Origin of the sequence: Mycobacterium lentiflavum (genome assembly GCF_022374895.2) — a bacterium.
Lineage (GTDB): Bacteria > Actinomycetota > Actinomycetes > Mycobacteriales > Mycobacteriaceae > Mycobacterium > Mycobacterium lentiflavum.
The window spans coordinates 5,469,383-5,481,804 of sequence record NZ_CP092423.2 but is presented as its reverse complement, the minus strand read 5'-3'; the positions used below and the strand labels follow the sequence as shown (position 1 = coordinate 5,481,804).

General features: G+C 66.9%; 8 protein-coding genes and 1 tRNA gene. 5 read left to right on the top strand and 4 right to left on the bottom strand.

What is annotated here, in order from left to right; genetic code table 11:
- Position 1: 1 nt before the first annotated feature.
- Together MJO58_RS25550 and MJO58_RS25545 are read right to left on the bottom strand one after the other, a co-directional pair.
- Complete coding sequence (locus MJO58_RS25550; RefSeq protein WP_239721379.1) at positions 2-1,039, bottom strand: PAS domain-containing protein; 1,038 nt, start codon at positions 1,037-1,039, stop codon at positions 2-4.
- Between the two features lie 312 nt (positions 1,040-1,351).
- The gene (locus MJO58_RS25545) at positions 1,352-3,667 is read right to left on the bottom strand and encodes a DEAD/DEAH box helicase (RefSeq protein ID WP_239721378.1); all 2,316 of its coding nucleotides are present in this window, start codon (positions 3,665-3,667) and stop codon (positions 1,352-1,354) included.
- Positions 3,668-3,915: 248 nt separating this feature from the next.
- Between MJO58_RS25545 and cspA the strand changes: the two genes are divergently transcribed.
- From cspA to topA, 3 genes are all read left to right on the top strand, one after another.
- Complete coding sequence (gene cspA / locus MJO58_RS25540; RefSeq protein ID WP_090607448.1) at positions 3,916-4,119, top strand: cold shock protein CspA; 204 nt, start codon at positions 3,916-3,918, stop codon at positions 4,117-4,119.
- Between the two features lie 178 nt (positions 4,120-4,297).
- A complete protein-coding gene (locus tag MJO58_RS25535; protein WP_090609642.1) occupies positions 4,298-4,897 on the top strand; it encodes a hypothetical protein in 600 nt (199 codons plus the stop codon).
- Positions 4,898-5,169: 272 nt separating this feature from the next.
- A complete protein-coding gene (topA, locus tag MJO58_RS25530; protein ID WP_090607446.1) occupies positions 5,170-7,983 on the top strand; it encodes a type I DNA topoisomerase in 2,814 nt (937 codons plus the stop codon).
- Positions 7,984-7,995: 12 nt separating this feature from the next.
- On the opposite strand, the gene MJO58_RS25525 is transcribed toward topA, so the two are convergent.
- Entirely contained in the window at positions 7,996-9,678 is a 1,683-nt protein-coding gene (locus tag MJO58_RS25525) for an adenylate/guanylate cyclase domain-containing protein (protein WP_090607443.1), read from the bottom strand.
- A gap of 89 nt (positions 9,679-9,767) precedes the next feature.
- Between MJO58_RS25525 and MJO58_RS25520 the strand changes: the two genes are divergently transcribed.
- A complete protein-coding gene (locus MJO58_RS25520; RefSeq protein ID WP_090607441.1) occupies positions 9,768-10,985 on the top strand; it encodes a DNA polymerase III subunit delta' in 1,218 nt (405 codons plus the stop codon).
- A 65-nt stretch (positions 10,986-11,050) separates the two neighbouring features.
- Positions 11,051-11,126: transfer RNA gene (locus MJO58_RS25515), tRNA-Thr, on the top strand.
- A 45-nt stretch (positions 11,127-11,171) separates the two neighbouring features.
- On the opposite strand, the gene MJO58_RS25510 is transcribed toward MJO58_RS25515, so the two are convergent.
- Positions 11,172-12,350 (bottom strand): IS481 family transposase, encoded by a 1,179-nt coding sequence (locus MJO58_RS25510; RefSeq protein WP_239721377.1) that lies wholly within the window; start codon positions 12,348-12,350, stop codon positions 11,172-11,174.
- Between the last annotated feature and the right edge of the window lie 72 nt (positions 12,351-12,422).

Sequence of the window (12,422 nt, the reverse complement as noted above, 5' to 3'; positions counted from 1 at the left end):
CTCACTTGTCATCGTCCGGGGCTTTCGGTAGCCCGGCGTTGGCGAGCTCTTCGTCGCTGGGCAAGCGCAGCGAGACCAGCCCGACGAAGGTCTCCGGTTCGAGTTCCACCCGGTTGGCCGTCACGTGCACGGGCACCCAGTCGCCGTCGAAGCCGCGCATCCGCAACACCCGGTTGGTCGATCCCTTGCCGAATTCCTGCGTCATGGCTGCCATTTGGGGGACGTCGTCGGGATGGACCTTCGGCCTGTCCTTATCGGAGCCGCGCCAGTCGTAGAAGGTGCACGGCTCGTCGAGCCATTTCAGCAGGGTCCAGTTGTTGAGGTCGACGAGTGCCCGGTGCACGCCGGCCTGCCGCAGCCCGTCGAGGATCCGCAACGCTAGATCGTCGGTGGAAACGATGGGGCCCTTGAGCTCGGCGCGCCAGTTCATCGCTCGTGCGACGAGGTGGTCCTTGCCGTTGGGTCCGGGCTCGAGCGCGCTGCGGCCAATGAAGCCTATCCGGATGGGATTTCCCTGCCAGTCGGTGAGATCCCATGTGCTGCAGATGGTTTGACCCGGCTCGGCCTTGACTGCCATGGCAAGTATTTTGGTTTCGTTGGGGTTGAGCTCGCGGGAAGGAAGATCTTCGGCAAAGGCCCTGCCGAAGGTGACTTCGACTTCGGGGTTCTTGCCGCTGATGGCCAGCGATTCCCGGGTGTCCGTGGCCACTCCGAGGGTCAGGTCCCACTTCAGCGGGCCCGCGGTGGGCCGTTCGGGCGGGTCGATATCGGCGGGACCGGTCCACACATGCACACCGTGGATGCAGCCGTCGGACATCACCACCGGTTCGGTGCGGATCACGCGGTCGTGCTTGGGGGTAATGCTGGTCAGGCTCTGGCCGGTGCGCATCGATTCAGCGATCGCGGTCCGGACGGCGGCGAGATGGGGACTGCGGCGGAGGAAGGTCGTGATAGGGACAAGGTTCTTGAGCTGCCGCCCCTGTGCAACCACGGCAGGCTCTTCCCCCAGTGTCTCCACGAGCAACCAGTCGTGGGCCATGCGCTCGATTTTAGGGCGCGTGGGCGCATCTGAGGATCCCCCGGCGTACTTTCAGCGCTACAGCAAAGCCGTCGCGACACCAGTTCAGCGATGCTTCGAATCGACTTCGACGGCGTTAAGTTACTGGTAAGTTTGCAAACGCCATCACAGCCTTGGTAGGTTTTCTGCTCCGGCCGTTGGTCGCGCTTTGAGACAGCACGTCGGCGTTTCTTTAGCAACGAGGAAACGCATTCGACGGTTGTTGTGTGCAGTTTCCGTGGAGGTCGACCGTCGAGGGGTCGGTCGCCGTCCGTGGATTGCTCAGCGCGATCGCTACGGCAATTCCGCAAGCACGAGTCGCAGCACTTGCACAGCTCCCGCCTTATCCAGCGGGTCATTCCCATTGCCGCACTTGGGGGACTGGACGCACGACGGACAGCCCATCGGGCATTCACACGCCTCGATGGCCGCGGCAGTGGCACTCAACCAGGTTCGCGCTTGCCGAAAGCCGCGTTCGGCGAAGCCCGCCCCGCCCGGATAACCGTCATACACGAACACGCTGGGCTCCCCCAGCGGACCGAGAGCCGTGGACATCCCGCCGATATCCCCGCGATCGCAGCTGGCCACCAACGGCAGCAACCCAATCGCGGCGTGTTCGGCGGCGTGCAATGAGCCGGGAATCCGCGTTGCGTCAATCCCCTTGCCTGCCAAGGCTTCCGGCGTGATGGTGTACACGACCGCGGTGGTGTCCAGGATGTGTTCGGGCATGTCCAGCTCGACGAAATCGATGACCTCCCCGGACAACCGCCGACGCAGGTACCCCACGACCTGGTGGATGACCCGGACCGGCACCACCCCCAGGGTCACCGGGCCGAACGTCGACTGCTCGCCGCTGCCGGTGACTTTGATGTCGGTGATCTCGCGCGCGAACGTCGCATAACCGGGATCCTCGGCGTGCACGAACGCGATCGCCTCCTCAAGATCCAGCGAATCGACGACGTACGTGTCGCCCTGGTGCAGATAGACCGCGCCGGGGTGCACGGACGCGGGAGCCTGACCGAGGCCGGTGCTGCCCAGCAGTCGCCCGGTGTCGGCCTCCAGGATGACGATCTGGCCGCCTGCCGAGCCCCGGATGTCCACCGCGCCATGCGGTTCTAGCCCGGGCGCGGGGAAGTACTTGCCGCCGCGCCGGCGCAGCAACCCGTCGTCGACCAGCGCCTCGGCCACCTGCTCGGCACCGAATTCTCGAACCTCCACCTCTTCAAGCGGCAATTCTGTTGCAGCACAGAGCAATTGCGGCCCGAGGATATAAGGGTTGGCCGGGTCGATCACCACGCGCTCGACCGGTTTGTCCAGCAGCGCTGCGGGATTGTGCACCAGATACGTGTCCAGCGGATCGTCCCGGGCGATCAACACCACCAGGGCACCCTGCCCGCGTCGGCCCGACCGGCCGGCCTGCTGCCAGAACGAGGCAACCGTCCCGGGAAAACCGGCCAGCACCACCGCATCCAGCCCGGCGATGTCTACACCCAATTCCAGCGCGTTGGTGGTGGCCAAACCCCGCAATCGGCCTTCTGCCAGTGCGCGCTCCAGCGCGCTGCGGTCCTCGGCGAGATAACCGGCCCGATATGACGCCACCTGCTGCGACAGGTCCGGGGCGATCTCGTCCAGCCGCGCCCGGGCGCCCAGCGCGGTCAGTTCGGCAGCCCGCCGGGAACGCACGAACGTCAGGGTCTGGGCGCCCTCGGCGATCAGGTCGGCCATCACCCGCGCCGCCTCGACGCCGGCCGATCGCCGCACTGGGGCGCCGTGCTCGCCGGTGACGTCGGTGCGCAGCGCGGGTTCCCACAACGCGACGGTGCGCTCGCCTTGCGGTGACCCGTCTTCGGTGACCTCCTCGACCGGCAGACCGATGAGTTCGGCCGCCGTCGTGCCGGGCGAATCCGTCGTCGCGCTGGCGAAAATGAAGGTCGGCGGGCAGCCCGGTCGAGGCGAATACCGCGCACACAGCCGCAGCAGGCGGCGCAATACCATTGCCACGTTCGAGCCGAAAACACCGCGGTAGTAATGACATTCGTCGACGACGACGAAGCGCAGCCCGCGCAGCAAGACGGCCCAGCGCGGGTTATTGCGCAAGATGGACAAATGGATCATGTCCGGGTTGGAGAACAGCCAGCGGGAACGCTCGCGCGCGAACCGGCGAACTTCGGCGGGGCTGTCGCCGTCGTACGCGGTGGGCGCGACATCCGCTAATCGCGGCACCGCGGCGGTCAGTGCGTGCGCAGCGCGCAGCTGGTCGTGACCAAGGGCTTTCGTCGGCGAAAGGTACAGCACCCGGGCCAACGGATCCGTGGCCAGCGCGTTGAGCACCGGCAGCTGGTAGGCCAGCGACTTGCCCGACGCGGTGCCCGTGCTGACCACGACATGACGCCCGGAGTGGGCCAATTCGGCGGCCTGCGCCTGGTGTGACCACGGTGCTGTGATGCCGCGCTCGGTAAAGGCAGCAATGACGTCGGATTCGGCCCATTGCGGCCAACTGTGGGGCCGGCCACTGCGCGCTGGGAGCTCCGCGACGTGGCGCAGCGGATGCTCGTCCGGGCGGGTTCCCGCGAGCGCGACGGCGAGCAGGTCGCTGCCGAAACTCGCCACGTCACACCCTCCGGGGATCAGTCGGGGACACAAGTCTGTCGCCGACGCGATGAACATGATTGACTGTTTGCGGTCGTAGCTTCTGTGTTCGTGTCAAAACTTCGCAGGATCGACGTTGCGACCCGCGGTTCCTGCGAGGTTAACGGTCGGGTGAAGTTCCGACGACTCCGCGAGGTATGGCGGTGACAACGGGCCCGGAGCACCGAAAAGCGGTGCTCCGAACCTTGAAGAAAAGGAAAGATCGAGAAATGCCGAAGGGAACTGTGAAGTGGTTCAACGCGGAGAAGGGGTTCGGCTTCATCGCCCCTGAAGATGGTTCCGCGGACGTTTTTGTCCACTACACGGAGATCCAGGGTTCGGGCTTCCGCACCCTCGAAGAAAATCAGCAGGTCGAGTTTGAGATCGGCCACAGCCCTAAGGGCCCCCAGGCCACCGGAGTCCGCTCCGCTTAAATCGAGCAGATTCGGACGAAAACCCCCCGTGCAGCCCGCCTTGCGGGTGCCGCCGGGGGGTTTTCACTATCTATTCACTCCTGCGCAACCCTTGGCCGAAAGCGGGCGACACGCCACGTGTCCCGCCGCGCCGGATGCCTCAAAGCGGGGACGCCCGGCCTGGCTTACTGTCGATGTGGTGAGCCAGCTTTCCTTCTTCACAGCGGAGGCGGTACCGCCCGCCGTCGCCGATCTGTGCGGGGTGCTGGCGGCCTCTGGCCAAATCGTGACGGTGGGCGCCTCAGACGCCTCAGAGGGCCGTGGCGCCCGGCTGTCGGTCGTGGTGGACCAGCTCTGGCGCGCCACGGCGCTGGCCGAGATGATCTCCGAGGCCGGCTTGGTCCCCGAGATCGGCCGCACGGACGAAGACACACCGTTGGTGCGGACGGCGATCGACCCGTCGCTGAGCGCCATCGCGGCCGAATGGACCCGTGGCGCGGTCAAAACGGTGCCGCCGCGGTGGCTACCCGGCCCGCGCGAATTGCGGGCGTGGACCATCGCCGCGGGCACGCCCGAGGGCGAGCACTACCAACTCGGTCTGGATCCCCACGCTCCCGACACCCATTCGCCGCTGGCGTCGGCGTTGATGCGGGTCGGGATCGCGCCCACCCTGATCGGTACGCGCGGCGGGCGCCCGGCCTTGCGGATCAGCGGCCGCCGCAGGCTATCGCGGCTGGTAGAGAACGTAGGGGAACATCCTGACGGTGCCGAGGCGTTGGCGCTGTGGCCCCGGGTTTAGCCGCGCGGCCCGGGATATGGAAACCGTCCGAAGCGAGGATTTGCCGGCGACCGGGACGGCACCCGACACAAAGGTATGGCCGTCGCTAAGACCGGCGTTTTCGGGGAGTCGGTTTGCGCAGGCCCGCCTCAGGGTGCGAAATTGTCAGGTGCCCGAAGGGAAGGAACGCCGGCGTATCTGAATTTCAGCGGAATTTCAGACGTCTGCCTGTCATTCTTCCTGCAGGGCGGCCTCGAACGGAGGCCGAGAGAAGAGATGGAGCGTAAGCGCAGGTGGCTGACCCGACAATAGGCCGCGACAGCAGCGGCAATGGCAGCCGGCGGCGACTTGTCATCGTCGAGTCGCCGACTAAAGCGCGCAAACTCGCGGGCTACCTGGGCTCCACCTACATCGTCGAATCGTCGCGAGGACACATCCGCGACCTGCCGCGGGCCGCCGCCGACGTGCCCGCCAAATTCAAGTCGGAACCCTGGGCCAGGCTCGGGGTCAACGTCGACGCCGACTTCGAACCGCTCTACATCATCAGTCCGGAAAAGAAGAGCACGGTCACCGAGCTCAAGGGCCTTTTGAAAGACGTCGACGAGCTCTACCTGGCCACGGATGGTGACCGCGAGGGTGAGGCCATCGCGTGGCACCTGATGGAAACGCTGAAGCCGCGCATCCCGGTCAAGCGGATGGTGTTCCACGAGATCACCGAGCCGGCCATCCTCGAGGCCGCGCAAAACCCTCGCGACCTCGACATCGACCTGGTCGACGCGCAGGAGACCCGTCGCATCCTGGACCGGTTGTACGGCTACGAAGTCAGTCCGGTGCTGTGGAAGAAGGTCGCGCCCCGGCTGTCGGCCGGCCGGGTGCAGTCCGTGGCCACCCGCATCATCGTGCAGCGCGAACGCGACCGGATGGCGTTTCGCAGCGCGGCGTACTGGGACATCGTTGCCCAGCTGGACGCCAGCGTCTCCGACGCCACCGCGCAGCCGCCCACCTTTACCGCCCGGCTGACCTCTGTCGACGGACTGCGGGTGGCCACCGGACGCGACTTCGACTCGCTGGGCCAACTGCGCAAGGCCGACGAGGTGACCGTCCTCAACGAGGCGCGGGCGACCGAGCTGGCCACCGGTTTGACAGGGGCGCAGCTGTCGGTGGCCTCGGTCGAGGAGAAGCCCTACACCCGCCGGCCGTACGCGCCGTTCATGACGTCGACGTTGCAGCAGGAGGCCGGCCGCAAGCTGCGGTTCTCGTCGGAGCGGACGATGAGCATCGCGCAGCGGCTCTACGAAAACGGCTACATCACCTATATGCGTACCGACTCGACGACGCTGTCGCAGTCGGCGATCAACGCGGCGCGCACCCAGGCCAGTCAGCTCTACGGCGACGAGTACGTGTCCCCGTCGCCGCGGCAGTACACCCGCAAGGTCAAGAACGCCCAGGAAGCCCACGAGGCGATTCGCCCGGCGGGCGAGACGTTCGCCACCCCGGATGCGGTGCGCCGTGAGCTCGACGGCGACGAGTTCCGTCTCTACGAGCTGATCTGGCAGCGCACGGTGGCCTCGCAGATGGCCGACGCACGCGGGACCACGCTGAGTTTGCGCATCGCCGGCACCTCGCGAAACCAGGGGGCCGGCCCGGAAGGCGATCATCCGGTGGTGTTTTCGGCCAGCGGTCGAACCATCACCTTCGCCGGCTTCCTGAAGGCCTACGTGGAAACCGTGGACGAGCTGGCCGGCGGCGAGGCCGACGACGCCGAGCGCCGGCTGCCCCAGCTCACCGAAGGCCAGCGGCTGGCGGCGCTCGAGCTGACTCCCGACGGCCACGCCACCAGCCCGCCGGCGCGCTACACCGAGGCCTCGCTGGTCAAGGCGCTCGAGGAGCTGGGTATTGGCCGACCGTCGACGTATTCGTCGATCATCAAGACCATCCAGGATCGCGGTTACGTGCACAAGAAGGGCAGCGCGCTGGTGCCCTCGTGGGTTGCGTTCGCCGTCACCGGTTTGCTGGAACAGCATTTCGGCCGTCTCGTCGACTACGACTTCACCGCCGCGATGGAAGACGAGCTCGACGCGATCGCGTCGGGCAGCGAGCAACGCACCAACTGGCTCAACAACTTCTACTTCGGCGGTGACCACGGCGTGCAGGATTCGGTGGCGCGCGCCGGCGGGCTCAAGAAGCTCGTCGGTGTCAACCTCGAAGGAATCGACGCTCGAGAAGTCAACTCCATCAAGCTGTTTGATGATTCGGAAGGGCGCCCGGTCTACGTCCGGGTCGGCAAGAACGGGCCGTACCTGGAGCGCACGGTCGTCGGCGACGACGGTGAGACGAAGCCGCAGCGTGCCAACCTCAACGACTCGCTGACTCCCGACGAGCTGACGCTGGAGGTGGCCGAAGAGCTTTTCGCCACGCCGCAGGAGGGTCGCTCGCTGGGTGTGGACCCGGAGACCGGTCACGAAATCCTGGCCAAGGACGGCCGTTACGGGCCGTATGTCACCGAGGTCCTGCCCGAACCGCCGCCGGAGGACGGTGACGCGGCCCCGGCGAAGAAGGGCAAGAAGCCCACCGGCCCCAAACCACGCACCGGCTCGCTGCTGCGCACCATGGATCTGCAGACGGTCACGCTCGAGGACGCGCTGAAACTGCTGTCGTTGCCCCGGGTGGTCGGTGTCGACCCTGCGTCGGGCGAGGAGATCACCGCGCAGAACGGGCGCTATGGCCCGTACCTGAAGCGCGGCACAGATTCTCGTTCGCTGGCGACCGAAGAGCAGATGTTCACGATCACCCTGGACGAGGCGCTCAAGATCTACGCCGAGCCGAAACGCCGTGGTCGGCAAGCTGCTTCGGCTCCGCCGCTGCGCGAGCTGGGCAACGACCCGGTGTCGGGTAAGCCAATGGTGGTGAAGGACGGTCGATTTGGACCGTACGTCACCGACGGTGAGACCAACGCCAGCCTGCGCAAGGGCGACGACGTGTTGTCGATCACCGACGAGCGCGCTGCCGAGTTGCTGGCCGACCGGCGGGCCCGGGGTCCGGCGAAACGGCCCGCGAAGAAAAGCACGCGCAAGGCCCCGGCGAAAAAGGCCGCCAAGCGCAGTTAGCGCCGGCGGAGATCACATAATTTCGGTGGTGACTTCTTCGGCGTTATGCCGCGAGGCCGAAACCGACCGCGGGACAGCTAGATTCAACGGCCGCGCCAGCTGAGTGGGCGCGGCGCGCCCGCGTAGCTCGACCACCTCGCCGACATCCCAGCACAACGCTTCGGCGTCCAGCGCGCCGCTGACCGCGATCGCCGACGCCAGCACGTGCCCGGGCTCGAGCTTGGCCAGCTCGGTCAGCCGTGCTGCCTCGTTGACCGGGTCGCCGATCACCGTGTACTCGAAGCGGGCCTGCGCGCCGATATGGCCGGCGATGGCCCGCCCGGAGGACACCCCGACACCGAACTCGGCCGCGCCGATCACGGGCAGGAGTTCGTCGTGCAGCTCCCGGGCGGCCGCCAGCGCGCCGCCGGAGGCGTCCGGGTGCTCGATGGGTGCGCCGAAGATGGCCAGCGCGGCGTCACCCTGGAACTTGTTGACGAAGCCGCCATGGCGGCCGACGGTGTCGACCACCACCCGGAAGAACTCGTTGAGCAGGTGGACGACCTCGGCGGGCGGCCGGGTCGCGGCGAGCTGAGTCGAGCCGACCAGGTCGACGAACAGCACCGCGACGTCGCGTTCCTGGCCGCCCAACTCGGTGCCGCGTTCCAGCGCCCGGCGGGCCACGTCCTCACCGACGTAACGGCCGAACAGGTCCCGCAGCCGCTGCCGCTCGGACAGGTCGCGGACCATGTCGTTGAAGCCGGCCTGCAGCAGGCCGAGCTCGCTGGCGTCGTAGATCTGCATGTGCGCGTTGTAGTTTCCGCGCTGGACCTCCGAGAGCGCCCAGCGCAGCTGGCGCAGCGGGTCGGCGATCGACATGGCCACCAGCAGCGTGCTGATCAGCCCGACCCCCAGCGCGGTCAGAGCCAGCAACAAGATGGGATTGAACAGGCTCTCCGGCGCGGCGTGGAGCAGCGAAACCTTGTCGGCCACCACGGCGAGCACGATCGCCAGCAGCGGCACCGCGGTGGACAGCATCCAGGTCAGGATCTGGCGCAGGATGACGCCCGGCGCCTTGACGTTCTCCGGTACCCCGCTGCGCAGGGCGGCCACGGCCACCGGGCGCAGTACTCGTTCGGATTGCAGGTAGCCGATGATCGCGGTAGCCGCCGCCCCCAGCGCGGTCGCGACCGTGACGACGGGCGCGGCGAACCGGGCCACCGACCAGCTGGCGACGACGAACACCACGCCGCCGATGCACCAGTAGACGACCGTGCTCAGGGTGCGGTAGTACGGCATCCGCAGGGCGCGGCTGCGGGCCAGCTCGGTGTCGGCCGGGTCGGACTCGGCGAGCATGTTGTCGCGGCGCTGCCAGCGGAACACCGGCATCAGCAGTCGGAGATTGACCACCACGCCGACGAAAAACAGGATGACCAGCGAGCTGGCGAAGATCACCAGGTTGGGCGTCGGCAGATCCTGCAGTTGGATACGGTCCTGGGGTGGGAGTCCGTAGCGCAGGAAGCCGAGCACGAACAGCGCGCCGATGATGTCGGCCTGCAGCATGCTCAGCGAGAACAGTGGCCATGGAGTGCGCACTACCCACCGGACGAACGCGCTGATTCGCCCGGGAAGAGCACCCGGTGTTGCCACCAACCCACCGTATCGGTCAGCAGGGACTAGCCGGTAACCCTTAATCGCTTCGGCAAGTCGCCGGATCCTGGCGAAACGTCCGAAAAGATCACGGAATTATCGCGACACGGTAGCCGGGGGGTGGACGTCGGTCTGTCTCACTAGTGTTGCCAGTGATGTCCGGAGTGTTTACGCGGCTGGTAGGCCAAGACGCGGTTGAGGCCGCGCTGCTCAGCGCCGCGAGGGCCGCCCGACGTGATCCCGGTCATAGCGATGGGGACCACGGGACTATGACACATGCGTGGCTGATCACCGGCCCGCCCGGGTCGGGGCGGTCGGTTGCCGCGTTGTGCTTCGCGGCCGCGCTGCAGTGCACGTCGTCTCCTGACGACGGCGGCCCTGGCTGCGGGCAGTGCCGGGCCTGCACGACGACGATGGCCGGCACCCACGCCGACGTTCGCCGGGTGATCCCCGAAGGCCTCTCCATCGGCGTCGACGAGATGCGTGCGATCGTGCAGACGGCGTCGCGGCGCCCGACGACCGGGCACTGGCAGATCGTGGTGGTCGAGGACGCCGATCGGCTGACCGAGGGTGCCGCCAACGCGCTGCTGAAGGTGGTCGAGGAACCACCGCCGTCGACGGTGTTCCTGCTGTGCGCGCCGTCGGTGGATCCCGAAGACATCGCGGTCACGCTGCGGTCGAGATGCCGGCACGTCGCGCTGGTGACGCCCTCGACCGAGTCGATCGCGCAGGTGCTGATCGACAGCGACGGCCTGAGCGCCGACACGGCGAACTGGGCGGCGTCGGTCAGTGGCGGTCACGTGGGGCGGGCGCGTCGGCTGGCGACCGATTCGCAGGCCCGGGAGCGGCGGGAGCGGGCGTTGGGACTGGTGCGCGATGCGGCGACCCCGGCCCGGGCCTACGCCGCGGCCGAAGAGTTGGTGGCCGCGGCCGAAACCGAGGCCGTCGTACTGACCGCTGACCGCGCCGAGGCCGAGACCGAGGAGCTGCGGACGGCGCTGGGGGCCGGGGGCACCGGTAAAGGCACCGCCGGGGTGATGCGCGGCGCCGCGGGGGCGATCAAGGACCTCGAGCGTCGGCAGAAGTCCCGCCAGACCAGGGCCTCGCGCGACGCGCTGGACCGAGCACTGATCGACCTGGCCACTTACTTCCGCGACGCGCTGGTGGTCTCGGCCCGCGCGGGTGCGGTGCGAGCCAACCATCCGGACATGACCGAGCGGGTGGCGGCGCTGGCCGCGCACGCCGCGCCCGATCGGCTGTTGCGCTGCATCGAGGCGGTGCTTGCGTGCCGCGAAGCGCTGGCGGTCAACGTCAAACCCAAGTTCGCCGTCGACGCGATGGTGGCCACCATCGGGCAGGAATTGCGGGACTGAACGGGCCGGTTTTTGGGCGTGCGCGCCCAGCTGCCGTAGACTCGTGCCGCCCAGCTTGAGGGTGCGCCGCCTTAGCTCAGTCGGTAGAGCGATTCACTCGTAATGAATAGGTCGGGGGTTCGATTCCCCCAGGCGGCTCCATTGTGATGAGTCGAGTCATCGGTGACAGATGAGTCGGGTCATGGGTTACAGATTCCCCGGCCATCGGCCGGGGTTTTTGTTTTGGTTGCGCCAGTAGTTTGCGGCGGGGTCGATGTGGTGGCTGCTGAGGACTCGGTGCTGGCTTTTGCTGATGACCGTGACGGTGTTGGTGGTCACCAAGATGAGCACGGCGATGCCGGCGTGGGTGCGGCCGATGCCCAGGTGGTGCAGGTGGCTGCCGTGGCGCAGGGTGAGTTTGCCGAATTGGTCGACGGTGTCGTGGCGGATGCGGAAGTGTCCGGTGGGACTGTGCGGTGGGCTGGCTTTGGGGCGAGCGGTGTAGGCCTGGGCGGGAGTGGTGGCCGCGGGTAAGGCGCGGTGCGTGCGTTGGGTGTTGTAGATGACGGTGAAGTCGTCGAGCAGGGTTTGCATGGCGGCTACGGTGGCTGGCCGGGGTCGAGGGGCTAGCCAGCGTTTGAGGGTTTGGTGGAAGCGTTCGATTTTGCCTTGGGTTTGGGGATGTCCGGGGTGACCGTTTTTCTGGGTGATGCCCAGGCTGGCCAGGAGGCGTTCGAAGTCGTTGTAGCCGTGGGTGAATCGTGAGGTGTAAACCGATCCGTTGTCGGTCAAGGTGGAGGCCGGCAGACCATAGTGTGTGGCGGTGGTGGTGAAGCTGGCCACGACGTCGGAGCCACCCACGCGCCGATAAGCGGTGGTCGCCAGCAGAAATCGGGAGTGATCATCGAGCCAGTTGAGGATTTCCACACCACTGCCATCGGCCAGGCTCCAATGGGTGAAATCCGATTGCCAGCATTCGTTGGGCTGCTCAGCGGCAAAGCGGTGATAGGAGCTTTTGGGGCGTTTACGCGGCGCCGGGACGATCAGGCCATGGTGATGCAGGATGCGTCGGATGGTCGAGGTCGACGGCGATGCAAAGCCCTGTTGCGTCAGATGCCACTGCAGAGTCAGCGGGCCGGCGTCGAGGCCTTCGATGGTGAGCCTTTCTCGCAGTAACACGATCGCCGCGATCACTTCATCAGACACGGCGCGAGGGTTGCTGGCCGGGCGTCGAGACCGCGGATCCACCGCTTCCAAACCGCCCCGCTGGTAGCGACCGACCAGCCGATAAATATGTTGCCGCGACATGCCATAGACCCGGGCTGCCGCGCTCACCGACAGATGACCACTAACGACTTCAAGGACGACCACACGCGCTTTGGACATCCACCATGACTGTCACCTATGACGCGACTCATCAGGTATCGACACAGGTGTAACCCATGACGCGACTCATCT